Genomic DNA, 22,749 nt, shown 5'->3' with positions numbered 1-22,749 from the left:
CGTCCGAAAAGGACGTGATTTCTCTTTGCTTTCGCTGCCCTGACTGCCTAATCAGGACATCCCCCATCGAAACCATCGACAGCCAGACATGTCCCAACGTCCGCCCGCGCCACCATCGCTTCAGGAACTGCGCAAGGAGATCGACGCGATCGACGAGGGCATGCATCGCCTGCTGATGCAGCGCGGCGACATCATCGACCGCCTGATCCAGGTGAAGCAGACCCAGGAGGTCGGCTCGGCGTTCCGCCCGGCGCGCGAGGCCGCCATGATGCGCGAGATCGTGCAGCGCCATCGCGGCATCCTGCCGCTCGACACGGTCGAGAGCATCTGGCGCGTCATCATCTCGACGTTCACTTACGTGCAGGCACCGTTCTCGGTGCATGCCGACATCTCGGCGAGTGAGCCGGCGATGCGCGATTCCGCGCGCTTCCATTTCGGCTTCACGGTGCCTTACGTCGCGCATTTCAGCGCACAGGCCGCAGTCGAGGCGGTGGCGAAATCCAAGGGGGATCTGGCGCTGGTCTCGGCGACGTCCAGCCGCACGCCATGGTGGCTCTTGCTCGAAACGGAAGGCGCGCCAAAAATCATCGCGCGGATGCCCTTCGTCGAGCGCGCCGATCATCCGGCCGCACTGCCGGTGTTCGCGATCTCGCGCGTCGCCGACAGCGCCCTGGTGACGGAGGTCGAGACCTTCAGCGTCCGCGTGTCCGGGTGGAACGCCGAGGTCGCGCGCGCCCTGTCGCCGCTCGCCGAGATCGTGGCGGTGCCTGATACCGCCTTCGACGGCGCGGCGCTGCTGGTCTCGGTCACGAGCGCGACCAGCATCGACAAAATCAGGGCTGCCCTGATCGAGGCGGGGGCCTCGGTGCGCTCTACAGCCCTCGTCGGCAGCCACGCAACGCGCTATACGGTGCCCCCGACCGGGGCGAAATCGTAAACCACGCGCCGCGCCCCGCCATTTTCGGAGTTCAAGATGTCCCGCCCCGTGCCGAATCCCGGCATTCTCGACATTGCGCCCTACACGCCCGGCAAGAGCCCGGTCGCCGAGCCGGGCCGCAAGGTGTTCAAGCTGTCGGCCAACGAGACGCCGTTCGGGCCCTCGCCCAAGGCGATCGAGGCGTTCAAGCACGTGGCGGATCACCTGGAAGACTATCCGGAAGGAACCTCGCGCGTGCTGCGCGAGGCGATCGGCCGCTCCTTCGGGCTCGACCCGAACCGCATCATCTGCGGCGCCGGCTCGGACGAGATCCTCAATCTGCTCGCCCACACCTATCTCAGCCAGGGTGACGAGGCGATCTCCACCACGCACGGCTTCCTGGTCTACCCGATCGCGACCATGGCGGTGGGCGCCAAGAACGTCGTCGCGCAGGAGACCAACCTCACCTGCGACGTCGACGCCATCCTCAAGGCGGTGACGCCGAAGACCAAGCTGGTCTGGCTCGCCAACCCCAACAATCCAACCGGCACCTATGTGCCGTTCGACGAGGTCAAGCGCCTGCGCGCCGGCCTGCCGTCGCACGTGCTGCTGGTGCTCGATGCCGCCTATTGCGACTACGTCTCGCGCAACGACTACGAGATGGGGATCGAACTGGTCGCTACCACCGAGAATACGGTGGTGACGCACACCTTCTCCAAGATCCACGGCCTCGCCGCACTGCGCATCGGCTGGATGTTCGGCCCCGAGCACATCATCGACGCGGTCAACCGCATCCGCGGCCCGTTCAACGTGTCGACGCCGGCAATGTATGCCGCGGTCGCCGCGATCGAGGACACTGCGCACCAGGCGATGTCGAAGCAATTCACCGAGACCTGGCGCAACTGGCTGACCGAGGAGATCGGCAAGCTTGGGCTGAAGGTGACGCCGAGCGTCGCCAATTTCGTGCTGATCCATTTCCCGACCGACAAGGGCAAGACCGCGGATGACGCCGACGCCTTCCTGACCAAGCGGGGCCTCGTGCTGCGCGGCTTGAAGAATTACGGCCTGCCGCATTCGCTGCGCATGACCATCGGCACCGAGGAGGCCAACCGCCTCGTGGTCGACGGCTTGCGCGACTTCATGGCCGGCAAATGAGCAGCGCACCGCACTTCCAGCGCGTCGCGCTGATCGGCTTCGGCCTGATCGGCGGCTCGATCGCGCGCGCTGCGAAGCTCCAGAGCCTGGCGGGCGAAATCGTCACCACCGCGCGCTCGGAGAAGACCCGCGCGCGGGTGATGGAGCTCGGGATCGTCGATCAGGTCGTGGCGACCAATGCGGAAGCAGTGAAGGATGCCGATCTCGTCATCCTCTGCATTCCCGTCGGCGCCTGCGGCGAGGTCGCGCAGGAGATCGCCGCGCATCTGAAGCCCGGCGCCGTTGTCTCCGACGTCGGCTCGGTCAAGGGCGCCATCGTCAGGGACATGGCGCCGCATCTGCCGAAGACCGTTCATTTCGTGCCGGCGCACCCCGTGGCAGGCACCGAGCATTCGGGGCCGGATTCAGGTTTCGCCGAGCTCTTCATCAATCGCTGGTGCATCCTCACCCCGCCGGAAGGCGTCGACGCGGCCGCGACTGATCGCCTGCGCGCCTTCTGGGCGGCGATGGGCGCCAAGGTCGAGGTGATGACGCCGGACCATCACGATCTCGTGCTCGCGATCACCAGCCATCTGCCGCATCTGATCGCCTACACCATCGTTGGCACCGCCGACGAGCTGGCGCAGGTGACGGAGTCCGAGGTGATCAAATTCTCCGCCGGCGGTTTCCGCGATTTCACCCGCATCGCGGCGTCCGACCCGACGATGTGGCGCGACGTCTTCCTCGCCAACAAGGAGGCCGTGCTGGAGATGCTCGGCACCTTCACCGAGGACCTCGCAAAACTGACCCGCGCGATCCGCCGCGGCGACGGCGAAGCCCTGTTCGACCATTTCACCCGCACCCGCGCCATCCGCCGCGGCATCGTCGAGATCGGCCAGGATTCGGCGGCCGCGGATTTCGGCCGGCAGCACGGGCAGCTCGGCAACAAGCCGTGAGTTCGTAGCTCGGATGGCGCCAGCGCGGGAGCGATCTCGATCTGCTCCCTTGACCTAGTCGATGAAGGCCGCGAGCTCACCCGGCGTCCCCGAGGGAAAGGCTTCCTTGAGAAAGTCGAGGAACGCGGATACGCGAGCGCTGAGCAGCCGGCGCGAAGGGTACAGCGCCCAGAGGACGATCTCCGGTCCGTCGACATCACCCCAGTGGACGAGCTTGCCGGCCGCCAGGTCGTGACTCACAAGCGACACAGGAAGGCGAGCGGCGCCCACGCCTGCGCGGACCGCATCGCGAACCATAACGATCGAGGACAGGCGAAGCACCGGATCGGTCGAGATCCGTGAGTTTCCGATCGAAGACTTCACCTCCCACGCCGATGTCAGATCGCTCGCACCACGCACCACGGTCGGAACGGCAAGATCGTACGCAGGGCGACTGAGGTCGGGGCTCGCGACCACGACCAGCCGATCGCGCATCAGGATTCGTCCGACAAGGGTTTCGTCGGGGTCGGGATTGACGCGGATCACGAGGTCATAGCCTTCCTCGATCATGTCGACGGCGCGGTCTTCCGTCGTGACCTCGAGCCGCACCTCCGGATATTTCAGAGCGAACGCAGCGGCCAGCTTTCCCATCGCAGTTTGCGAGAAAAGCAGAGGCGCGCTGATCCGCAAGCTGCCTCGCGGCTTGGCACCGCCTGAAGCGATCGCCGCCGCCGTCTCGTCGAGTTCGGCGAGCAATGTTCCCGTCCGCTCATAGAGCGCCCGCCCTTCCTCGGTGAGCTTCAGCGTGCGGCTTCCGCGCTCGAAGAGGCGCAAGCCAAGGCTGCCCTCCAGCTCGGAGACCCGGCGCGAGAGCGTCGCCTTCGGGCGGCCGGCAGCCCGGGCGGCCCGTCCGAACCCGCCGTGACGGGCGACAAGGTTGAAATCGGCGAGTGCGAGCAGATCCATATGTTCCACCAATGAGACGGTCTGTACAAATATAGCGTCTATCGGCCCGCACGTGGGTCACTAATTTGCGGGGGTGTCCAGCAACCCACCCCGGAGAGTGAACCCATGACCATCCTCGTGACCGGCGCCACCGGCAATGTCGGCCGCCAAGTCGTTGAACAGCTCGTCAAGCGCGGCGCCGATGTTCGCGCCCTCGTCCGCGATCCTGCAAAGGCCAACCTGCCGCCGGGCGTGAACGTCGTGCAGGGCGACCTCCTGGACGTTGACTCGCTGCGCAGTGCGTTCTCAGGCGTCTCCACCCTGTTCCTGCTCAACGCCGTGGTAGCGGACGAATTCACCCAGGCGCTGATCGCCCTCAACATTGCGCGAGAAGCTGGCGTCGAGCGGCTCGTCTATCTGTCGGTGATCCACAGCGATCTGTACGTGAACGTGCCGCACTTCGCGGGCAAGTTCGGCGTCGAGCGGATGATCGAGCAGATGGGCTTCAACGCCACCATCCTGCGCCCCGCCTACTTCATGAACAACGATCTCACGATCAAGGACGTGGTGAGCGGATACGGCGTCTACCCCATGCCGATCGGCGGCAAAGGACTGGCGATGATCGACGCCCGCGACATCGGTGAAATCGCGGCCATCGAGCTCGTCCGCCGCGACAAGTCCGGCGCATCACTTCCGCCCGACCGGATCAATCTCGTCGGTCCGGACACACTGACCGGCGCGAAGGCTGCCGCCATCTGGTCGGAGGTGCTGGGTCGCACGATCGCATATCCGGGTGACGATCCTGCCGGCTTCGAAAAGAACCTCAGGCAGTTCATGCCGAGCTGGATGGCCTTCGACATGCGGCTGATGAGCGAGCGCTTCCTCACCGACGGAATGATCCCCAATGCCGGCGACGTCGAGCGTTTGAACACTCTCCTCGGCCGTCCGCTGCGCTCCTATCGCGACTTCGTCTCTGAGATCACGGCTTCGGCCTGACGGCAGCGGCATCAGCCAAGGGCCCGCGAGCTGCTCGCGGAAGGCAAGCTCTGATCGTCACAACGAACATGAACCAGGGGGCGGCCTCCACGGAGACGTCCCGCATTCCGAGGTCACGACCATGCAAGACTCCGAAACCGATAACATCCGGACTGTCCCACCGAAGATACTGATCCTTGGCGCGACCGGCGCCACCGGCCGCCTGATCGTCAACCAGGCGGTGGCGCGAGGGTACGACGTCGCGGCGCTCGTGCGTTCTGGCGAGAAAGCGCGTGATCTGAAGGGTGCCAATCTCATCATCGGCGATGCCCGCGACGAGATCGCCTTGCGTCAGGCACTCAAGGGCCGTGATGCCGTTGTCAGCGCACTCGGCACACCGGCGAGCCCGTTCCGCGAGGTGACGCTGCTCTCGGCGGCGACACGCATGCTTGTGAATACGATGAAGGCGCAACAAGTCTCGCGCCTCGTCTGCATCACCGGAATTGGCGCAGGTGATAGCGCCGGCCATGGCGGGTTTGTTTTCGACAATCTGATTTTCCCGCTGCTCTTGCGCAAGGTGTACGCCGACAAAAACCGCCAGGAGGCCATCGTCAGAAACAGCGGGCTCGACTGGGTTCTCGTTCGGCCCTCAGTCCTGAACGACAAGCCCGGCCGCGGCTCGGTCCGAGCCCTGACGGACCTCTCCGACTTCCGTGGAGGAAGCATATCGCGACAGGACGTTGCGACCTTCGTCCTGGATCAACTGCGCGCCGATGCCTGGCTGCATCGTGCGCCGTTGATCACGTGGTGAACTCAGCCCACGCTCTAATACAGCGGCGGGATCTGGCCGACCTTGACCGGGCCGAGCAGCACGGCGCCGTCGACGAATTTCAGCGGGAAGCTTCTCGCCTTCTTGCCTTCCAGCGTGCTCTCGGTGCCGATCGAGTTGATGCCGGCGGCGACGCCGGCATTGGCGTTCTGCTTGATCACCTTGCCGAGGCCGGGCACGGCTCGGTCGAGCGCGCCGAACAGATTGTTGAGGTCCTGCGATTTCACGCCGGGCGCGACGCGATCGAGCGTTGCCTGCGGCACGCCCTCCTCCAGCATCTTCTCGATGCCGAGCGCGGGGATCACGCGCTCGAGGCCCGTCACCGTCATCTGCAATTCGCCGTCGAGCCGGCCATTGGCGGAGAGGCCAAGCGTGCCGGCCGCAACCGCGATCATCTCGCCCTGCTGGATCCGCGACTGCACGATCTCGATATGACCGCCGGCGGCCTGGATCTCGCGGAAGCGCTGCGGCCAGGGCTTTGGCGTCAGGTCGGAGAGGCCCGTGATCTTGGCGCGCGTGTCCGCCTCGAACGGCTCGGCGAGCAAGGGATGAACGCCCTGGATGCTGCCCTGCGCGACATGGAGCACGGTCTCGATCACGGGATGATCGGCTGGCGATCCGTCCGCGAGGCGCCCGTGCAGCTCGACCTGCTTGGCACGTGCGAGCGGCACCTGCATGCTGCCGTCGAGACGATTGATGTTGGGATCGTCGAACACGATCGAGGCGCGGTCCGGCACCGCCGGCAGGCCGACCACGCTGCTGCGGCCCTTGCTCCAGTTCACCACGAAGGTGTTTTGCGTGACACCGTCGGTCAGCGTCGCGGGCGCGGAGAATTCGGCGATGACGAGCTTGGGATCGTACACCTGCGCAACGACCAGGATGTTGTCGAGCTTGGCCGTGAACGGCGTCTTGTTGGCGTTCTGCGAGACCAGGGCGACGCTGGCGCCGGAGCACTGGACCTCGAAGCGGAACGGGAATCCGGCGATCGAGCGCTTGGCGCAATCATAGATGCGGCCGGACTTGGCCTCCTGCGCCCGCCAGGCGTCTGCGGCGATCTCGGCCTGCGAGGCCGCATAGAACCAGAAGCAGCTCCAGGCGACGGCGAGGATCAGGACGAGGAGGGGGGCGATGAAAAGGCCCCAACGGGAACGGCGGCCTGCGGCAACGGTCATATTGGACATGCGGCGACCCTTTGGCCCCAGATTTTGGCAAATGTAAGCGAGGCCAGCCCCCGACGAAAGGCGGAGAATTCACTTCGCTTGGGGGCGCGGTTCTGGTAGCCGTGCCCGAAATGTCCGAAATCACCCTCCCCTCCGTCACGACAGCCACGGGCGACCTCTGGGTGTTCGGCTACGGCTCGCTGATGTGGCGACCGGGCTTCGACTTCGAGGAGCGCGTCCCGGCGCGGCTGGTCGGCGAGCACCGGGCGCTCTGCGTCTATTCCTTCGTCCATCGCGGCACGCCGGAGAAGCCGGGCCTGGTGCTCGGGCTCGACCGCGGCGGCGCCTGCCGCGGCATCGCCTTCCGTGTCGCTGAAAAGAACCGCACCGAGGTCGTCGCGTATTTGCGGGCGCGCGAGCAGGTCACCTCGGTCTATCGCGAGGTGATGCGCTCGGTGTGGCTGGAGAACGATGCGCGCCAGCGCGTCTCCGCGCTCGCCTATGTCGTCGACCGCGGCCATGTGCAATATGCCGGCCGCCTCTCGCTCGCCGAGCAGCACCGCCATGTCGTCCAGGGCCACGGCCAGTCCGGCGCCAATCGCGACTATGTCACCGCGACGGTGAAGGCGATCGAGGCCGAAGGCTTTCGCGACGCCCAGCTGCATCAGCTCGCGACCATGCTGCATGGCGATGCGCATTCCCTGCACCCGCCGGCTCCCGATGATCGAGAGAGCCGCTAGCTCTCCGACGGGGCGTAACTCGGCGAGGCGCCGATCAATTGCTCCTGCTCCTTGCGGCCGGCTTCGACGAGGCGGCTGGTTGCCTCTTCGATGGCCGTTTGCACACGGGAGAGAAACTCATCCTTCGGCAGGCCTGACGGCAACGGATCGAGGAATTCCACCACGAGCGTGCCGGGATAGCGCATGAAGGTGCGGCGGGGCCAGAACAGGCCGGAGTTGAGCGCGATCGGCAGGCACGGCACGCCGCAGGACGAATAGATCTGCGCGAAGCCGGTCTTGTAGTCGGGCGGCGCGCCCGGCGCGCGGCGCGTGCCTTCCGGAAAGATCACGAGCTGCCGGCCCGAGCGCACCGCCTCGCGCGCCCGCCGCGTCATGTCCAAGAGCGCCTTCACGCCGGCCTTGCGGTCGATCGCGATCATCCCGGTCTTGACCAGGAACTGGCCGAACACCGGAATCTGCATGAGCTGACGCTTGAGGATGAAGATCGGACGATTGAAGAATCCGGGCAACACGAACGTCTCCCAGAACGACTGGTGCTTTGCCACGATCACCAGCGGCCCCTGCGGTATCTTCTCGACCCCGCGGAATTCGACCTTGATGTTGCAGACCACGCGCATCAGGACCAGCGTCGCCTTGGCCCACCATTCCGCAACCGTCAGCATGGCGCGCGGCGGCAATGCGAAGGTCGGCAGCGCCATGATCGCGAGGCAGACCAGCACGGCGTAGAACAGCACGTTGAACACGAGCGAGCGCAGGAAAATCAGGAACATCGACGATCCGATTATTTTGCCGATTAATTTGCCGATCAATTTGGCTTGTTAATTGGCTTGGGCGGTGGCGGGCCGCTTGGGCTGATGACCTGCAGGCTGCTCCGACATCTCGGGCGAAAGGTCAATCCCGAAATCCTCCAGCCGCACCCTGAGCTCGGCCGCGACGTACTTGACATATTCCGACAGCAGCAGCCGCAAGGTGGACGCCGAGGTCCACCACGGCTCCTCGCGCCATTTGTCGCCGACCACCGCGAATGGGATCAACGTCGTCTGCGGCATCGCATGCGAGAATTCCACCAGCGCGCGCGGCATGTGATAGTTCGAGGTGACCACGATCAGCGACTTGAACCGCCGGCCGTCGGCCCAGCGCCGCGCCTCCGCCGCATTGCCGCGGGTCGAGAGCGCGGTGCGGTCGAGATCGACACAACAGGTCATGAAGGACTGGTTCTCCGGCAACGTCCGGGAGATGTCGCTCGCCGTCGACGTCGGGTGCACGCCGGAGATCAGGAGCCGCCTGCCGTAGCCGGCAGCGAGCAGCTCCATCGCGTCCGACACCCGCGAGGAGCCGCCGGTCAGGACCACGATGCCGTCTGCCTTGCGGCTTGGGGCGATCTCGGCGCCGCGCAATTGCGACAGGAACGCGATGAAGCCCGCCGCCGCGCCGACGAAGGCGAGCGCAATCGTCGACACCAATGCCGCGCGCAGCCAGCCGCGCGGCAGGTTCGGCGATCGATCGTCGGTCGGCGAGGTCATATGATGTCGGTGATCCCTTCCCTGAGGTGATTTTAAAAGGTTTTGAGGCGAAGTGGAGTCCCGGTTTCTTCGCCCTCTCCTGCGGGAGAACGGAAGAAAGAACTCAATCCACATCGTTCAACGTCGCAAACAGGGTCTGGCGCGAGGCCACCGCGGTGATGGCGCCGATCAGCACGGCCTGGGCCGCGAGCACGATGTAGCCGGATGGCCGCAGCGAGAAGGTGCCGAGCAGAGCCGCGAACTGGTCGCCGACGGGGGTACCGGAAAACCAGCCGGCGATCGACTCGGAGAAGCCGAACACCAGCATGGCGGCGCCGCCGCCGATCACGCCGCCCTCGAGGCCCAGCCTCAGGAAATGACGCAGGAAGTGATTGGCGATGTAGCGGTCGCCGGCGCCGACGAAATGCAGCACCTCGACGATCGGACGGTTCGCCGCCATGGCGCCACGGGTCGCGAACGAGACCGAGATGATGGTAGCGATGATGACCAGCGCGAGGATGCCGAGGCCGGCGAGCACGGTGGCGTTGGTCATCGAGCGCATCCGCTCGATCCAGGCGCGGTGATCGTCGACGCTGGCACTTGGCGCGACCTGGGTCACGCGCGCGCGCAAGACGCCGAGATCGAGCAGCGTGCCGGGTTGCACGCGCGCGATGATCATGCGCGGCACCGGCAGGTCGTCCATCGACAGCCCGGTGCCGAGCCAGGGCTCGAGCAGCTTGCCGCTCTCCTCCCGGGTGAACGGCTTGACCTCGACGACGCCGGCTTGCGCACGCATCGCCTCCGTCACCGCCGCGGTGTCGCGTTCGAGATCGCGGCCGGCCTGCGGGCGAACCTGGATGGTGATTTCGCTGGCGACGTCCGACTGCCATTCCGCGGCGGATGCGCTCACCAATAGCACCGTGCCCGTGGTCATCGACGCCAGGAAGGTCATGATGGCGACGACGGCGACCAGCGCGCGGCCCTGGATCGAGGCCCGCGGCACGATCGGCGACATGTTGCGCGCGTTGGCCGGAAGCTGCGGACGCTCCTGTCCGAGGTCGACCAACACGCCGCGCTCGTCGGTCCTACTCATAGACGTGCAACCGTCCCTGGTGCAGCACCAGCCGCCGGGCCTCGTACTGGTCCATCAGGCCGATGTCGTGGGTCGCGATGATGACGGCGGTGCCCGATTTGTTGAGCTCGATGAAGAGCCGCAGCAGGCGGCGTCCGAGCGTCGGATCGACGCTGCCGGTCGGCTCGTCCGCGAGCAGCAGTTGCGGCCGCGAGATGACGGCGCGCGCGATCGCCGCGCGCTGCTTCTCGCCGCCCGACAGGATCGGCGGCAGCGCGTCCATGCGGTCGCCGAGCCCGACCCAGCGCAGCAGGTCGATCACCTCCTTGCGATAGCTCGCCTCGCTGCGGCCCATGACGCGGAACGGCAGCGCCACGTTCTCATAGGTCGTCATGTGATCGAGCAGGCGGAAATCCTGCAGCACGATGCCGATGCGCTTGCGCAAATCGGCGATCTCGTCCTTGCCGAGACGCGAGATGTCGTGGCCGAACAGATTGACGAGTCCCCGCGTCGGCCGGTGCGACAGGAACAACAGGCGCAGCAGCGAGGTCTTGCCGGCACCGGAGGGGCCGGTAAGAAACTGGAACGAATGCGCCGGGATCTGGAAGCTGAGGTCGCGCAGGATCTCCGGCCCCAGACCGTAACGCAATCCGACATTTTCGAACCGAACCAAGCTCAGCTCCGTTCGAGAGGGGACGCGGGTCGCACTGCTGCGCTCCGCCATACGCGACCAACGGGTTTTGCCGCCGTTATGGTTTCCGGTTCGTTAACGGTCGCGCTGTAGCATACATCGTAGCATCCTTGCCGCGCGGCTCTCCCCGACGCGGTCATCGTCAAGGCTCGTCCATGCATATCGTCTGCCCCCATTGTATGACATCCTACGCCATCAAGCTTGCGAGCCTTGGGGCGAACGGACGGGCGGTCCGCTGTTCCCGCTGCAAGGAGACCTGGATCGCCCATGCCGAGGATGCCATCGAGGAGGCATCCGTCCCGGCCATGGCCGCGGCCAGCCAGGCCGACGACCAGACCGATCTTGCCGAGCAATGGAACTCCTATGCCAAGGACGACGGCGCCACTGATGCGCCCGTCGTCGACAGCCCCTCGATTGCCAGCGACTGGCCCGACGAAGAGGCCAAGGAAACCGAAGACGAGTGGTCCGCGGCCGCCCGGGAAGCCGAGGAGGAGGTCGTCGGCGCGCAGCACCAGTCCTGGTTCCGCGGCTTGTTCGGCCGCCGCGGCGCGCGGGTGAGCCGTCCAGTCGCCACCGCGTCGCCCAAAAAATCCCATTTCGGCCTGCCGACCGCCTGCGCCGCCATGGGCGCGCTGGTTCTGGCGCTGGTGATCTGGCGCGGCGACATGGTGCGGCTGCTGCCGCAGACCGCCGCCTTCTACAAGATGGTCGGGCTCGAGGTGAACCTGCGGGGCCTCGCCTTCAAGGACGTGAAGCTGTCCAGCGAGACCGTGGACGGTAAGCAGGTGCTGGTGATCGAGGGTGTGATCGTCGGCGAGGGCAAGAAGCCGCTCGACATTCCGCGGCTGCGCTTTGCCGTGCGCGACGGGCAAGGCGCCGAGATCTACGCCTGGAATACGGTGCTGGAGCAGACCGTGCTGCGGCCCGGCGAGCGCGCCTTCTTCCGCTCCCGCCTGGCCTCGCCGCCGCCGGAAGGCCGCAATATCGACGTTCGCTTCTTCAACCGGCGCGACATTGCCGGCGGCAGCGTATAATCGCGCCGCCCGGTACCGAGGTTGGTCCGAAAGTTGGTCTCATGCCGAAGATCTTGATCGCCGATGACGAAGATTCGATGCGCACGCTGGTGGCGCGCGCCATCGCCATGGACGGGCACGAAACGGTCACCGCGCAGGACGGCGCCGAGGCGCTGGAGATCCTGACCCGCGAGGACGGCGCCTTCGACCTGCTGCTCACCGACATCCAGATGCCTATCATGGACGGCATCGCGCTGGCGCTCTCCGCCGCGCGCGATTTTCCCGATTTGACCATCTTGCTGATGACCGGCTTTGCCGACCAGCGCGAGCGCGCCTCGAACCTCAATGCGCTGGTGCACGACGTCGTGACAAAACCGTTCTCGGTCGCCGACATCCGCACCGCGGTGGCGGACGCGCTGGCGGCGAAAAAGGGGTAGTGGCGGGCAACCTTAACCACACATACCGCTGTCATGCCCCGGCTTGCCGTCTTCGCTGACGCTTCGCCGGCCGAGTACCCGCGTGGGCCCGGCGTAGCATCGCGGAGCCGGGACCGGGGCATCCAGTACGCCGCGGCCTATCGACTTAGTCACTGCTGTCTCTGGAATACTGGATCGCCCGGTCCCGGCTCCGCCAAGGCCCACACGGCGCTGGCACGCCGAAGCTTCAGCGAAGGCGGCAAGCCGGGCGATGACAGTGAGCTTGTGGCGACTTCGCCTCAGAAATCCTTCAGCAGCCGCTCGATGTAATCGAGCTCGATCTGCGGGCGCGAGCTGTCGCCGAGGCGGCGGCGGAGCTCTTCGAGGATGCGGCGGACGCGCTGGGCGTCGATCTCGCCCGGGATCTTGACGGTGTAGTCGTCGCTGAGATCGCGGCCGTGAAGCGGGCGGCCCAGCGGATCGGTCTGATTGCCGCCGCTTTGCTGCCGGCCGGCCCGATTGCCGGGACCATCGCCCTGCCCGTCGCCATCGCCCTGCTGCATCGCCTCGGCCATCTTCTGCGCGCCCTTGCGCATCGCGTCGAGGGCCTTGCCCTGCGAGTCCACGGCGCCATCGGCATTGCCTTCGCCGAGCTTCGAGCCGGCATCGCCCATGGCGCCGTCGGCGGCATCGAGGCTGCCGTCATCATCACCCTGGTCGCCGTCCTGATCGCCGCTCTGGCCCGGATCGCCCTGCTGCCCTTTCTGACCCTGCTGACCCTTCTGGCCTTTCTGTCCCTTCTGCGCGAGGCCGCGCTTGGCGAGCTCGTCCTGCAGCTTCTTCAGGCGGTCGCGCAGCGACTGCTGATCCTGCTGCAGGTCCGACATCGACTGGTCGCCCTGCGGCTTGCCGCGCGAGCGGTCACGCCGGGAATCCTGGCCCTGCTTGAAAGTCTTGTCGCGCAATTGCTGCTGCTTGCGGATCATGTCGCTGAGCTCGTTCAGCGCCTGCTCCATGTCGCTCTCGCCGGACTGCCCGGGCTGCGCCATCTGGAGATTTTCCATGATCTGCGCGAGCTGCTCGAGCATGCGCTGGGCCGCCTCTTTATTGCCCTCACGCGCCGCCTTCTCGATCTGCCGCAGCAGGTCATCCAGATCGCGCTGCGTGATGACGGAACGATCGCGATTGGACGACTGGCTTCTTTCCGTGGCGCGCTTGTACTCCTCGAGCTTCTGAATGGCGTCGGACTGGTTGTTCAGGCTCTTCCCGGATTCCTTCTGCCTGAGGCTGTCGCCGGATTCCTGCATCGCCTTTTCCGCGCTGTCGAGCAGCGCATCGGGATCCTGATCCAGCTGAGCCGCGGCCGGCGAGACGCCGCCCAACAGCATGGCGAGGCAGGCGATCGACATCGCCTTCAAGACTGGCACGGGTGCTAGCTTCCGCATTTCCGGTCCCGCGTAAACTGGTTGGTCTTGTCGTCCCCCGCCTTGTTGGCACGGCTGTTCGCCGATTTGCGATAGGCCTGAAGCTGCTCGCGCAAGACGTCCTGCTGCTGCGCCAGCTCGGCGAGCTGCTCGGGCGTCGCATGCTGGGTCTTTTGTCGCAGCTCGACTGCCTTGTCGAGGATGAGCTGGACCTCCGCCGGGAACGGCTGCCGGGCGCCGAGCGGATTCTGCTCGGCGCGGCGGGCGAGATCGCGCACCTTGCCGGCCATGGCCTCACGCAGCTTCTGCGTCAGCACCCTGAGCTCGTCCTCGCTGGCTCCGCGGTCCAGCGCCGCCTTGAGCGCATCCTGCGCCGAGCGTAGCGCGGCGTTGACACTGCCGGCGACGCCGTCATCCTCGATGGTCGTCGCGAAGGCCCACATGCTCGCCACCACGTTGCGCAGCGCATCGTCGGTGCGGGCGGCCTCGAGCTGGCTCGCCAGACTCCGGAGGCCGAGATAGCAGCCGGCATCCGGCGTGAACAATTCGGGTGCGATCATGAGCGCGTCGAGCGCGGTGTAGACGTCGGAATTCCTGTTGGCGTCGAGCGCGAGGATGCGGCGCTGCTCGATCAGCGCGCGCGCGAGCGAGTTGGTGAACAGACGCTCGGGCAGGCGCATGTTGAAGGGTTCGCTCCTGGCCTCGTTGCCGGCCTCGTCCTTGGCGGTGAGCGTCAGCGTGACGTCGGCGCCGGCATAGGGGTCCTCGCTGAGATCCTTCACGGTCTGGCCGACGCCGTTGCGGGTGCGCGCGTTCGGCAGCACGAGCGGGAATTGCGGCGGCTGGAACAGCGGACGCGCCGCGGCCTTGCCGTCGGAATCCTTGCTGCCATCCTTGACGGCATCTTTGGCGTCGGCGGGGCGCAAGGCAATCTGGGCATCCGCGCCGGTCACGCCGTAATCGTCCTCGATCTTGTAGGAGAGCTGGAGCCCGCCGCGCGCCTGGCGCTCGGGATCCTTGGCGAGCGCGATCGTCGGTGCACGGTCCGGCGTTGCCGCAAACGCCCATTGCGGCTGGCCGGAGGGCGCGCGGACATGTGCGGTGCCGTCAGCGGCGATGGTGAAATGCTTCTCGTTGGTGCCCTTGGGCGCGGCTTCCGCGGGAGCGGCCTCCTTGAGGCCGCCGGAGACGACGACATCCAGGCTGCCGCCGGAGGAGCGTACGATCAGGGTCGAGCCGGCGGGAACGGCAAGCGGGCCGGCGGCGGGCAGCGCCGCGGCCTCCTTGTTGGCGGCCGACAGGATGACCGGCGGCTTGCCGGTGTAAAGCGGCGGAGTGACCCAGGCATCGACGCGAACATTGGCCGGCGCCAGCACGCCGTTCCAGTCGAAAGCGGCCCCGAGCCGCATCGCGCGCTCATCGCCGGCGGCGAAGAAGGTCGCGACCAGCATCACCATGACCAGCGCGCGCAGCGCCCAGGGATCATGCAGCGCGAGCCGCGGATGCGGCAGACCGGCGCGGATGCGCTTGAGCGAGGCTAGCGTACGCTCGCGCTGCGCCTGCCACAGCGCCTGTGCGACCGGGTCCTGCGAGGACAGCGTGTCCGTCAGCGTCGTGGCCGGGCGATGACGGATGCCGGAGCCACGATCGAGCCGGCTGAGTGCCTCCTCGCGGCTCGGCCAGCGGAAGCGAATCAAGGGAAACAGGACGGCAATGGCGATGCCGGCGAAAACGACGAGACCGATGGCACGGGCAACGAACGGCAGCGCCAGCCAGAGGCCGGCCCAGGACACCACCAGGAACAGGCCGACGACGGTCAGAAGCCGCGCCAAATTCGGCCAGGCACGCTCCCACGCGATGGCATAAATGGCCCGATCGAGGGCTTGCGCCAGCTTCAGCCGCGACAGAGCATCGCTGTTGCGGATCGGGTCTGACGGGTCGGGGGTGACGCCGTTCAATCAACTCTCCAGGTTGCCCGGTAGAGAAGCCTATCACAACGGCAGCACTGAGGCATCCGTTCCGGCACGGGAGACACCCCTTTTCCCGCATAACACGAGGACGTGACTGGCCCGCGGCAACCCCGTAATTTCCGCGCCGCCCCGAGGGACAAGAGAGGATACGCCATGGACAAGAAGATGCACGACAAGGGCCTGGAAGTCCGCAAAGCGGTGCTGGGCGAGGCCTATGTCAACAACGCACTGAAGAACGTCGACGATTTCAACCGCCCGTTCCAGGAGATGCTGAACGAATATTGCTGGGGCACGGTGTGGGGCCGCGAGGAGCTGCCGCGCAAGACCCGCAGCATGCTCAACATCGCCATGATCGCGATCCTCAACCGCCAGCACGAGTTTCGCGCGCATCTGAAGGGCGCGCTGACCAATGGCGTCAGCCGCGAGGAGATCCGCGAGATCCTGATGCAGGTCGCGATCTATGGCGGCATGCCCGCCGCCGTCGACAGCTTCCGCATCGCGCGCGAGGTGTTCGCGGAGATCGACGGCAAGGCGTGAGATGTCGTCAAAATCTCCGCTGTCGTCCCGGGGCGCGCGTAGCGCGAACCCGGGACCCATAACCACAGGCAGCTGTGGTTAGCGGGACTCGGAGTGACCGCTTCCGCGCAACGACACCTCCCTGTGGTTATGGGTCCCGGGCTCATCGCTTCGCGATGCCCCGGGACGACGAGCGGAGAATGATGGCCGCTTCACGTTCAACCACCAACGAATAACAACCACAAGGAAACACCATGGACATCGGATTCATCGGGCTCGGAAACATGGGTTTCCCGATGGCGCGGCGGCTGATCGAGGCGGGACACAGGCTCGTCGTGTTCGACACGCGCAAGGAGGTGACGGGCAAGCTCGAAGCGCTCGGCGCTAAGCCAGCGACATCGCCGAAGGACGTCGCCGACCAGGTCGAGACCGTGATGGCGAGCCTGCCCTCGCTGCAGGCTTCGCTCGATGTTGCAACGGGAGCGAACGGCGTCATCGAAGGCAGCCGCGCAAAGCGCTTCATTGATCTCTCCACCGTCGGATCCGCGATGGCCGTGAAAATTCACGGCCTCCTCGCCAAGCGCAACATCGTGCAGATCGACTGCCCCGTCTCCGGCGGCGTCGGCGGTGCCGAGAAGGGCACGCTGGCGGTGATGGTGTCAGGGCCGAAGGCGGAGTTCGAGCTGCTCAGGCCCGCCCTCGACGTGATCGGGAAAGTGTTCTTCATCGGCGAGAAGCCCGGCGCGGCGCAGACCATGAAGCTCGCCAACAATTTCCTGTCGGCCACCGCGATCGTGGCGACCTCGGAAGCGGTCGTGATGGGCGTGAAGGCCGGGCTTGATCCCGCCGTCATGATCGACGTCATCAATGCCGGCTCCGGCATGAACACCGCGAGCCGAGACAAGTTTCCGCGCGCCGTGCTGCCGCGCAGCTTCGACTTCGGCTTCGCCACGGGCCTGATGGTGAAGGACGTGCGGCTGGCGCTGGAGGAGATGAAGCAGCTCGGCCTGTCGATGGAGGTCGCCGACGCGGTCGGGCGGTTGTGGGAGACCGTGATCAGCGCGGAAGGCGCCGAGTCCGATTTCACCGCGGCGATCAAGCCGATCGAGAAGAAGGCGGGCGTTGTGGTGGGTGGAGCGAAGGGTGGGGTGACGGGGAAGTAGCGATCCCAATCTCCGCTCGTCGTCCCGGACAAGCGAAGCGCAGATCCGGGACCCATAGCCACAGGAGGGTGTTTGGCGAAGGCTCGGAGTCACCAGCTTCGAGTCATAACCACTTCCTGTGGTTATGGGTCCCCGCCTACGCGGCGACGACACCGCGGCTGTTGAGCCGGCGTCGTCTCACAGCCACGGCGCCGGCGTGTCCATCGCGATCAGCTGCTCGACCTCGATGCGCGGACGGACCACGGCGTACTGATCGTCCTTCACCAGCACCTCCGGCACCAGCGGCCGCGTGTTGTAGGTGCCGGCCTGCACCGCGCCATAGGCGCCCGCGGTCATGATGGCGATGAGATCGCCGGGCGCGGGCGTCGGCAGCGTGCGGTCGAGCGCGAGATAGTCGCCGGTCTCGCAGACCGGGCCGACGACATCGGCCATGATGGTGGCGGCGCCCTTGGCGGGCTGCGTCACCGGCAGGATGTCGTGATGCGCCTCGTACAGCGTCGGGCGGATGAGGTCGTTCATGGCGGCGTCGATGATGACGAAATTCTTGCCGTCGCCATGCTTCACATAGATCACCTTGGCGACCAGGATGCCGGCATTGCCGACGATCATGCGGCCCGGCTCGAACATCAGCGTACAGCCGAGATTGTGGCTGACGCGCTTGACCATGGCGGCATAGGCGGCCGGCGCCGGCGGCGCTTCGCGGTCCATGTAATAGGGAATGCCGAGGCCGCCGCCGAAATCGACGTGGCTGATGTTGTGGCCATCGGCGCGCAGCGTCTGCACGAACTCGGAGAGGATGCGGAAGGCGGTCTCCATGCCGGAAAGGTCGGTGATCTGGCTGCCGATATGCACATCGGTGCCGGTCACCTCGATGCCCGGGAGCTTGGCGGCGCGGGCATAGACCTCTCGCGCATGCACGATCGGGATGCCGAACTTGTTCTCGGACTTGCCGGTGGAAATCTTGGCGTGGGTGCCGGCATCGACATCGGGATTGACGCGGAGCGAGATGCGCGCGGTCTTGCCCGTCTCGGTCGCCAGGCGCGACAGCAGCTCGAGCTCGGGCTCGGATTCGACGTTGAGACAGAGGATGTCGGCGGCGAGCGCGGCGCGCAGCTCCTGTTCGGTTTTGCCGACACCGGAGAACAGGATCTTATTCGGCGGAATGCCGGCGGCCAGCGCGCGCTTCAATTCACCACCGGAGACGACGTCGGCGCCGGCGCCCAGCTTGGCCAGCGTGCGCAGCACCGACTGGTTCGAGTTCGCCTTCATGGCGTAGCAGACCAGCACCTTCTCGCCGGCGAAGGCCTCGGTGAAGACGCGATAGTGCCGCTCCAGCGTCGCGGTCGAATAGCAATAGAACGGCGTGCCGACGGTTGCGGCCAGCTCGGACAGGTTCACCGCCTCGGCGTGCAGCACGCCGTTGCGATAGTCGAAATGGTTCATGACGCAGGCTCGGTTGTCCCGGCTTATTTCTTGCCGGGAGGTTCGTCCAGGAGCGGATCGAGAATGAACGGTTTCTTCCTGCCCTTGGCCGCCGCGGGCGCGGCATCCGCACCGTAGGTGGGATTGAACACGCTCGGCGTCCTCTGGGCCTCGGTCTCGGTGTCGGTTGGCGCAGCACCGTTGGCCGTGGGCGCGTTGGCGGTCGGCGGCAAATCCAGCGGGCCCTTGCGGCCGCAGCCGGCAAGCGCAAGCGCCGTCAGGCTCAAGACAATGATGGCCCACCCCGAGCCGGCCGGGCGAAACTTTGACGTCACGACGAAATCCCCACTACGCGGGGCGCACCATACAGAGATTGGCGCGCTCTGGCGAGAGCCGGATGACCATGAAACATAAGCGAAATTTTGCCCCTCAGCCCAATTTTCGCTCTTTTTCCAGCCGCTTCGCCCAGGCCTTGGCCTGCGACGCCACGTTCTTCGGCGCGGTGCCGCCGAAGCTGGTGCGGCTCTTCACCGACGATTCGACCGAGAGCACGCCGAGCACGTCCTTGGTGATTTTCGGCTCGATCGCCTGCATCTCCTTCAGCGGCAGCTCGTGCAGCGCGACGCCGCCCTCGGCGGCCTTGGCGACGATGCGGCCGGTGACGTGATGGGCTTCACGGAACGGCATTTTCAGCGTCCGCACCAGCCAGTCGGCAAGGTCGGTCGCGGTGGCATAGCCCTCGCCCGCAGCAAGCTTCATCTTGGCTTCGTCAGGCACGAGGTCGCGGACCATGCCGGTCATGGCGCGGATCGCCAGCGACAGCGCGGCAAAGCCCTCCATGGCGCCCTGCTTGTCCTCCTGCATGTCCTTTTGATAGGCGAGCGGCAGGCCCTTCATCACGATCAGGAGACCGTTGAGCGCGCCGATGACGCGGCCGGTCTTGGCGCGCACCAGCTCGGCGGCATCCGGATTGCGCTTCTGCGGCATGATCGAGGACCCAGTGGTGAACTTGTCGCTGAGCCGGATCATGCCGACCAGCGGCGAGGTCCAGATCACGATCTCCTCGGCAAAGCGCGACATGTGGACGGCACAGATCGAGGCGGCCGACAATGTCTCCAGCACGAAGTCGCGGTCGGAGACGGCATCGAGCGAGTTCGCCATCGGACGGTCGAAGCCAAGCGCCTTCGCGGTGGCGTGGCGGTCGATCGGGAACGAGGTGCCGGCCAGCGCGGCGGCGCCGAGCGGGGATTCATTGAGCCGCTTGCGCGCATCCTGGAAACGGCCGCGATCGCGCGCGGCCATCTCGACATAGGCGAGCAGATGATGGCCGAAGGTCACGGGCTGCGCGGTCTGCAGATGGGTGAAGCCGGGCATCACGGTGGCGGCATGCTCCAGCGCGCGATTGACCAGCGCGGCCTGGAACGCGGCGAGCGCCGCGTCGGTCTCGTCGAGAACATCGCGGACATAGAGACGGAAATCGGTCGCGACCTGGTCGTTGCGCGAGCGCGCGGTGTGCAGGCGGCCGGCGGCGGGGCCGATCAGCTCGGACAAGCGGCTCTCGACATTCATATGGATGTCCTCAAGCGCGCGCTTGAACTCGAAGCCGCCCTTGCCGATCTCTGACAAAATCGTGTCTAGACCCTTGCCGATATTTTTCGCATCAGAGCCCGTGATGATGCCCTGGCTGGCAAGCATCGCAGCGTGGGCCTTGGACGCGGCAATGTCCTGGGCGAAGAGGTGACGATCGACGTCGATGGAGACGTTGATCTCTTCCATGATCTCGTCGGGACGTTCCGAGAACCGGCCGCCCCACATCTTGTTGCTCATGATCCCCTGCTCACGCCTTGATTTGCCGCACGTTTGCTGGCCGCCGCCAGCCGTATTAAGAGGCCCCTGATAGCCATATCTGCGACCGGATGACAAACGATATGCTCGACAAGACGCCCTCCGCCACGCGCCGGGTCCCCCTCGTCATCGCCACCGTGGCGGTCGGAGGGCTGGCCGGCTTCGCCGCGCTGTACGGACTGGGCCTGGGCCGGTCGCCTGGCGGCGATCCGGCCTGCAAGCCGGCGGTTGCGACGGCGCAGAAAATCGCCCCCCTCGCCCACGGCGAGCTGGCGGCGCTGACCATGGCGAGCGCCCCCCTGAAGCTGCCCGACCTCGCCTTCGAGGACGCCGACGGCAAGCCGAAGAAGCTGTCCGATTTCCGCGGCAAGACGCTGCTGGTGAACCTCTGGGCCACCTGGTGCGTGCCATGTCGGAAGGAAATGCCGGCGCTGGACGAGCTCCACAGCAAGCTGTCGGGCCCGAATTTCGAGGTGGTGGCGATCAATATCGACACCCGCGACCCCGAGAAGCCGAAGACGTTCCTGAAAGAGGCCAATCTGACCAGGATCGGCTATTTCAGCGACCAAAAAGCAAAGGTTTTTCAAGATCTTAAGGCGATAGGCCGGGCGCTTGGCATGCCCACCTCCGTGCTGATCGATCCGCAAGGCTGCGAGATTGCGACGATTGCGGGACCGGCGGAATGGGCGAGCGAGGACGCGCTCAAGCTGATCCGGGCGGCGACGGGCAAGGCCGCCGCGGCGCTCTAGGGATTTTTAGGCGGTGACGTTGAGATTGGCGCCGACGCCGGCACCGACATTGGCCAGCGAAGGCTGCCCGGCACCCATCAGCGTCAGGACGGTGGATTTCTCCATGTCCATGTTCTGCTTGGTCAGCGTCGCCGAGATATTCGACTGCAGCGCGCCTTGCTGAGCGGCCAGCATGGTGCTGACCATTGCCATCATGTCCATTACGCGAACCCTCTTACCGGCTGCAGCCTAGGCGCGAGGGGTTAATGAGACATGAATTGTCACAGGACCGTGGTGTGGCCTCTTGTCTGTGTCCCGGACGCGGCGCGGCACGAAGTGACGCACCGCAGAGCCGGGACCCATGCTTCAGCGTGCACGAGGCTTCTGGGCCCCGGCTCTGCAGCGCATCGCTGACGCGCTGCGCAGCGTCCGGGGCACGAAACCGCCTTAGCGCGTCGGAACCGGCTTGGCGCCGCGGTAATCGTAGAAGCCGCGCTGGGTCTTGCGGCCGAGCCAGCCGGCCTCGACATATTTCACCAGCAGCGGGCACGGGCGGTACTTGGAATCGGCCAGCCCCTCATGCAGCACCTGCATGATGGAGAGGCAGGTATCGAGGCCGATGAAATCAGCCAGCTCCAGCGGGCCCATCGGATGGTGGGCGCCGAGCTTCATGGCCGCGTCGATCGCCTCCACGTTGCCGACGCCTTCATACAGCGTGTAGATCGCCTCGTTGATCATCGGCAGCAGGATGCGGTTGACGATGAAGGCCGGGAAATCCTCGGAGACCGCGACCTGCTTGCCAAGCTTGGCAACGAATTCCTTGGACGCCTCGAAGGTCTGGTCGTCGGTGGCGATGCCGCGGATCAGCTCCACCAGCTCCATCAGCGGCACCGGATTCATGAAGTGAATGCCGATGAAGCGCTCGGGCCGGTCGGTGGCGGCGGCAAGCCGGGTGATCGAGATCGAGGAGGTATCGGAGGCGACGATTGCCTCGGGCTTCAGCACCGCGCAGAGCTCGTGGAAGATCTTGCGCTTGACCTCTTCCTTCTCGACCGCGGTCTCGATCACGAGGTCGCAGTCGGCGAGGTCGTCCAGCTTCTCGGCGGACGTGATGCGCGCCATCGCCTTGGCCTTGTCGTCCTCGGAGACGGCCTTCTTGGAGACCTGGCGCGCCAGATTGCCATTGATGGTGGCCATGCCCGACTTGAGGCGATCAGGCGAAACGTCGTTGAGCACCACGTCGAAGCCGGCCAGCGCCGCGACATGCGCGATGCCGTTGCCCATCTGACCCGCGCCGATCACGCCGACCTTCTTGATCACTGCCGCCATAATGTCATCCACCGGAACGGCGCG

At 66.0% G+C, this 22,749-nt stretch carries 24 protein-coding genes; 11 read left to right on the top strand and 13 right to left on the bottom strand.

The genetic code is table 11. The annotated features are described in order from the left end of the window. Window positions 1–88: 88 nt before the first annotated feature. The 3 genes from XI04_RS26120 to XI04_RS26110 are packed head-to-tail and all read left to right on the top strand — an operon-like array spanning window position 89 to window position 3,006. Entirely contained in the window at window positions 89–937 is an 849-nt protein-coding gene (locus XI04_RS26120; protein ID WP_028139945.1) for a chorismate mutase, read from the top strand. A 36-nt stretch (window positions 938–973) separates the two neighbouring features. After that, window positions 974–2,071 (top strand): histidinol-phosphate transaminase, encoded by a 1,098-nt coding sequence (gene hisC, locus XI04_RS26115; protein WP_038948510.1) that lies wholly within the window; start codon window positions 974–976, stop codon window positions 2,069–2,071. Next, the gene (locus XI04_RS26110; RefSeq protein ID WP_038948511.1) at window positions 2,068–3,006 is read left to right on the top strand and encodes a prephenate/arogenate dehydrogenase family protein; all 939 of its coding nucleotides are present in this window, start codon (window positions 2,068–2,070) and stop codon (window positions 3,004–3,006) included. The genes hisC and XI04_RS26110 overlap by 4 nt, the downstream gene beginning before the upstream one ends. A gap of 54 nt (window positions 3,007–3,060) precedes the next feature. Here the strand turns inward: XI04_RS26110 and XI04_RS26105 are convergent, their stop codons facing one another. After that, complete coding sequence (locus XI04_RS26105) at window positions 3,061–3,951, bottom strand: LysR family transcriptional regulator (protein ID WP_038971927.1); 891 nt, start codon at window positions 3,949–3,951, stop codon at window positions 3,061–3,063. A 105-nt stretch (window positions 3,952–4,056) separates the two neighbouring features. On the opposite strand from XI04_RS26105, the gene XI04_RS26100 reads away from it, so the two are divergent. Together XI04_RS26100 and XI04_RS26095 are read left to right on the top strand one after the other, a co-directional pair. Further along, window positions 4,057–4,926, top strand: coding sequence for an SDR family oxidoreductase (locus tag XI04_RS26100; RefSeq protein WP_028139941.1), 870 nt, complete (start codon window positions 4,057–4,059; stop codon window positions 4,924–4,926). Window positions 4,927–5,047: 121 nt separating this feature from the next. Continuing rightward, window positions 5,048–5,716: an NAD(P)-dependent oxidoreductase gene (locus XI04_RS26095; RefSeq protein ID WP_038948514.1), complete on the top strand. Its 669-nt coding sequence runs from the start codon at window positions 5,048–5,050 to the stop codon at window positions 5,714–5,716. A gap of 14 nt (window positions 5,717–5,730) precedes the next feature. Here XI04_RS26095 and XI04_RS26090 read toward each other — a convergent pair whose 3' ends face one another. Next, window positions 5,731–6,915, bottom strand: coding sequence for a DUF2125 domain-containing protein (locus XI04_RS26090; RefSeq protein WP_038948515.1), 1,185 nt, complete (start codon window positions 6,913–6,915; stop codon window positions 5,731–5,733). 110 nt (window positions 6,916–7,025) lie between these two features. Between XI04_RS26090 and XI04_RS26085 the strand changes: the two genes are divergently transcribed. Then, window positions 7,026–7,634, top strand: coding sequence for a gamma-glutamylcyclotransferase (locus XI04_RS26085; RefSeq protein WP_028139938.1), 609 nt, complete (start codon window positions 7,026–7,028; stop codon window positions 7,632–7,634). Here XI04_RS26085 and XI04_RS26080 read toward each other — a convergent pair. The 4 genes from XI04_RS26080 to ftsE all read right to left on the bottom strand — a co-directional run bounded on the left by XI04_RS26080 (window position 7,631) and on the right by ftsE (window position 10,881). After that, the gene (locus tag XI04_RS26080) at window positions 7,631–8,404 is read right to left on the bottom strand and encodes a lysophospholipid acyltransferase family protein (RefSeq protein ID WP_038948516.1); all 774 of its coding nucleotides are present in this window, start codon (window positions 8,402–8,404) and stop codon (window positions 7,631–7,633) included. The genes XI04_RS26085 and XI04_RS26080 overlap by 4 nt on opposite strands. Before the next feature lie 48 nt (window positions 8,405–8,452). Further along, window positions 8,453–9,157: a YdcF family protein gene (locus XI04_RS26075; protein ID WP_028139936.1), complete on the bottom strand. Its 705-nt coding sequence runs from the start codon at window positions 9,155–9,157 to the stop codon at window positions 8,453–8,455. A gap of 103 nt (window positions 9,158–9,260) precedes the next feature. Beyond that, entirely contained in the window at window positions 9,261–10,229 is a 969-nt protein-coding gene (locus tag XI04_RS26070; RefSeq protein ID WP_028139935.1) for a cell division protein FtsX, read from the bottom strand. Further along, complete coding sequence (gene ftsE, locus XI04_RS26065; protein ID WP_152103638.1) at window positions 10,222–10,881, bottom strand: cell division ATP-binding protein FtsE; 660 nt, start codon at window positions 10,879–10,881, stop codon at window positions 10,222–10,224. Before ftsE ends, XI04_RS26070 begins: the two co-directional genes overlap by 8 nt. A gap of 173 nt (window positions 10,882–11,054) precedes the next feature. On the opposite strand from ftsE, the gene XI04_RS26060 reads away from it, so the two are divergent. Together XI04_RS26060 and XI04_RS26055 are read left to right on the top strand one after the other, a co-directional pair. Further along, window positions 11,055–11,933, top strand: coding sequence for an MJ0042-type zinc finger domain-containing protein (locus XI04_RS26060; protein WP_028139934.1), 879 nt, complete (start codon window positions 11,055–11,057; stop codon window positions 11,931–11,933). A gap of 41 nt (window positions 11,934–11,974) precedes the next feature. Beyond that, on the top strand, window positions 11,975–12,349 hold the full coding sequence (locus XI04_RS26055) for a response regulator (protein ID WP_028139933.1): 375 nt from the start codon (window positions 11,975–11,977) through the stop codon (window positions 12,347–12,349). Between the two features lie 278 nt (window positions 12,350–12,627). Here the strand turns inward: XI04_RS26055 and XI04_RS26050 are convergent, their stop codons facing one another. Both XI04_RS26050 and XI04_RS26045 read right to left on the bottom strand, forming a co-directional pair. After that, entirely contained in the window at window positions 12,628–13,773 is a 1,146-nt protein-coding gene (locus XI04_RS26050) for a DUF4175 family protein (protein WP_028139932.1), read from the bottom strand. Then, window positions 13,761–15,710, bottom strand: a complete 1,950-nt coding sequence (locus XI04_RS26045; protein WP_271609225.1) for a TIGR02302 family protein — start codon at window positions 15,708–15,710, stop codon at window positions 13,761–13,763. Before XI04_RS26045 ends, XI04_RS26050 begins: the two co-directional genes overlap by 13 nt. A 165-nt stretch (window positions 15,711–15,875) precedes the next feature. Here XI04_RS26045 and XI04_RS26040 point away from each other — a divergent pair, with 165 nt between their 5' ends. Beyond that, window positions 15,876–16,259, top strand: coding sequence for a carboxymuconolactone decarboxylase family protein (locus XI04_RS26040; protein ID WP_018316258.1), 384 nt, complete (start codon window positions 15,876–15,878; stop codon window positions 16,257–16,259). A gap of 233 nt (window positions 16,260–16,492) precedes the next feature. Continuing rightward, window positions 16,493–17,401, top strand: a complete 909-nt coding sequence (locus XI04_RS26035) for an NAD(P)-dependent oxidoreductase (protein ID WP_271609224.1) — start codon at window positions 16,493–16,495, stop codon at window positions 17,399–17,401. A 177-nt stretch (window positions 17,402–17,578) separates the two neighbouring features. Here XI04_RS26035 and lysA read toward each other — a convergent pair whose 3' ends face one another. The 3 genes from lysA to argH form a co-directional block, all read right to left on the bottom strand. Then, window positions 17,579–18,844 carry a diaminopimelate decarboxylase gene (gene lysA, locus XI04_RS26030; RefSeq protein WP_091960257.1) on the bottom strand — a complete coding sequence of 422 codons (1,266 nt, stop codon included), beginning with the start codon at window positions 18,842–18,844 and terminating at the stop codon, window positions 17,579–17,581. Between the two features lie 23 nt (window positions 18,845–18,867). Beyond that, entirely contained in the window at window positions 18,868–19,158 is a 291-nt protein-coding gene (gene lptM, locus XI04_RS26025) for an LPS translocon maturation chaperone LptM (protein ID WP_038948523.1), read from the bottom strand. A 94-nt stretch (window positions 19,159–19,252) separates the two neighbouring features. Next, window positions 19,253–20,650 (bottom strand): argininosuccinate lyase, encoded by a 1,398-nt coding sequence (gene argH, locus XI04_RS26020; RefSeq protein WP_028139927.1) that lies wholly within the window; start codon window positions 20,648–20,650, stop codon window positions 19,253–19,255. Between the two features lie 101 nt (window positions 20,651–20,751). Between argH and tlpA the strand changes: the two genes are divergently transcribed. Beyond that, on the top strand, window positions 20,752–21,417 hold the full coding sequence (tlpA, locus tag XI04_RS26015) for a thiol:disulfide interchange protein TlpA (protein ID WP_271609223.1): 666 nt from the start codon (window positions 20,752–20,754) through the stop codon (window positions 21,415–21,417). A 6-nt stretch (window positions 21,418–21,423) separates the two neighbouring features. On the opposite strand, the gene XI04_RS26010 is transcribed toward tlpA, so the two are convergent. Next, window positions 21,424–21,618: a hypothetical protein gene (locus tag XI04_RS26010; protein ID WP_028139925.1), complete on the bottom strand. Its 195-nt coding sequence runs from the start codon at window positions 21,616–21,618 to the stop codon at window positions 21,424–21,426. Window positions 21,619–21,843: 225 nt separating this feature from the next. Further along, on the bottom strand, window positions 21,844–22,725 hold the full coding sequence (locus XI04_RS26005) for a 3-hydroxybutyryl-CoA dehydrogenase (RefSeq protein WP_028139924.1): 882 nt from the start codon (window positions 22,723–22,725) through the stop codon (window positions 21,844–21,846). Window positions 22,726–22,749 lie beyond the last annotated feature (24 nt).

This window comes from Bradyrhizobium sp. CCBAU 11430 (genome assembly GCF_028128855.1).
In the GTDB taxonomy this organism is placed as follows: Bacteria; Pseudomonadota; Alphaproteobacteria; order Rhizobiales; family Xanthobacteraceae; genus Bradyrhizobium; species Bradyrhizobium ottawaense.
Note: the sequence above shows the minus strand (reverse complement) of the source record. Positions and strands in the feature narration are given on the sequence as shown.

Excerpts from the sequence above, each read along its gene's own strand:
- XI04_RS26120 (WP_028139945.1), top strand. The coding sequence starts at position 89 with ATGTCCCAACGTCCGCCCGCGCCACCATCGCTTCAGGAACTGCGCAAG.
- hisC (WP_038948510.1), top strand. The coding sequence starts at position 974 with ATGTCCCGCCCCGTGCCGAATCCCGGCATTCTCGACATTGCGCCCTAC.
- XI04_RS26110 (WP_038948511.1), top strand. The coding sequence starts at position 2,068 with ATGAGCAGCGCACCGCACTTCCAGCGCGTCGCGCTGATCGGCTTCGGC.
- XI04_RS26105 (WP_038971927.1), bottom strand. The coding sequence starts at position 3,951 with ATGGATCTGCTCGCACTCGCCGATTTCAACCTTGTCGCCCGTCACGGC.
- XI04_RS26100 (WP_028139941.1), top strand. The coding sequence starts at position 4,057 with ATGACCATCCTCGTGACCGGCGCCACCGGCAATGTCGGCCGCCAAGTC.
- XI04_RS26095 (WP_038948514.1), top strand. The coding sequence starts at position 5,048 with ATGCAAGACTCCGAAACCGATAACATCCGGACTGTCCCACCGAAGATA.
- XI04_RS26090 (WP_038948515.1), bottom strand. The coding sequence starts at position 6,915 with ATGTCCAATATGACCGTTGCCGCAGGCCGCCGTTCCCGTTGGGGCCTT.
- XI04_RS26085 (WP_028139938.1), top strand. The coding sequence starts at position 7,026 with ATGTCCGAAATCACCCTCCCCTCCGTCACGACAGCCACGGGCGACCTC.
- XI04_RS26080 (WP_038948516.1), bottom strand. The coding sequence starts at position 8,404 with ATGTTCCTGATTTTCCTGCGCTCGCTCGTGTTCAACGTGCTGTTCTAC.
- XI04_RS26075 (WP_028139936.1), bottom strand. The coding sequence starts at position 9,157 with ATGACCTCGCCGACCGACGATCGATCGCCGAACCTGCCGCGCGGCTGG.
- XI04_RS26070 (WP_028139935.1), bottom strand. The coding sequence starts at position 10,229 with ATGAGTAGGACCGACGAGCGCGGCGTGTTGGTCGACCTCGGACAGGAG.
- XI04_RS26060 (WP_028139934.1), top strand. The coding sequence starts at position 11,055 with ATGCATATCGTCTGCCCCCATTGTATGACATCCTACGCCATCAAGCTT.
- XI04_RS26055 (WP_028139933.1), top strand. The coding sequence starts at position 11,975 with ATGCCGAAGATCTTGATCGCCGATGACGAAGATTCGATGCGCACGCTG.
- XI04_RS26050 (WP_028139932.1), bottom strand. The coding sequence starts at position 13,773 with ATGCGGAAGCTAGCACCCGTGCCAGTCTTGAAGGCGATGTCGATCGCC.
- XI04_RS26040 (WP_018316258.1), top strand. The coding sequence starts at position 15,876 with ATGGACAAGAAGATGCACGACAAGGGCCTGGAAGTCCGCAAAGCGGTG.
- XI04_RS26035 (WP_271609224.1), top strand. The coding sequence starts at position 16,493 with ATGGACATCGGATTCATCGGGCTCGGAAACATGGGTTTCCCGATGGCG.
- lysA (WP_091960257.1), bottom strand. The coding sequence starts at position 18,844 with ATGAACCATTTCGACTATCGCAACGGCGTGCTGCACGCCGAGGCGGTG.
- argH (WP_028139927.1), bottom strand. The coding sequence starts at position 20,650 with ATGAGCAACAAGATGTGGGGCGGCCGGTTCTCGGAACGTCCCGACGAG.
- tlpA (WP_271609223.1), top strand. The coding sequence starts at position 20,752 with ATGCTCGACAAGACGCCCTCCGCCACGCGCCGGGTCCCCCTCGTCATC.
- XI04_RS26010 (WP_028139925.1), bottom strand. The coding sequence starts at position 21,618 with ATGGACATGATGGCAATGGTCAGCACCATGCTGGCCGCTCAGCAAGGC.
- XI04_RS26005 (WP_028139924.1), bottom strand. The coding sequence starts at position 22,725 with ATGGCGGCAGTGATCAAGAAGGTCGGCGTGATCGGCGCGGGTCAGATG.